This is a genomic window from Peptoniphilus sp. HMSC062D09, from assembly GCF_001811425.1.
In the GTDB taxonomy this organism is placed as follows: domain Bacteria; phylum Bacillota; class Clostridia; order Tissierellales; family Peptoniphilaceae; genus Peptoniphilus_A.
Window position 1 is genome coordinate 1 of record NZ_KV804702.1, and the last position, 308, is coordinate 308.

At 26.6% G+C, this 308-nt stretch carries 1 pseudogene; it reads right to left on the reverse strand.

The features are described 5' to 3' along the window. A pseudogene (locus HMPREF2801_RS09275) lies at window positions 1-308 on the reverse strand (IS3 family transposase); the annotation flags it as partial.

The following is a 308-nucleotide window of genomic DNA, read 5'->3' on the forward strand; positions in this document are numbered from 1 at the left end:
CTTTGTCTAAGGCTTTTAGTATTGGTTTTAATGTTGGTTGTTTTGATATTTCATAGGATATGATTTCACTGTTATACATATCTAGATAAGGGTTTAGGTAAAGTTTTTTTACTTGATAGTTTCCATTTTTATCTTTTTCTAGGTATTTAAATTCTGTTGTATCTGTTGTTATTTGTGTATATGGTCTTTCTACTGTGAATTTTCTATTTATTTCATTATCTGCTACTTTTCCTATTGTTCCTTTGTATGATGAATATTTTCTTGTTTTTCTTGAGAAGCTTGTTACTTGAAGTTTTAGTTTTTGTACT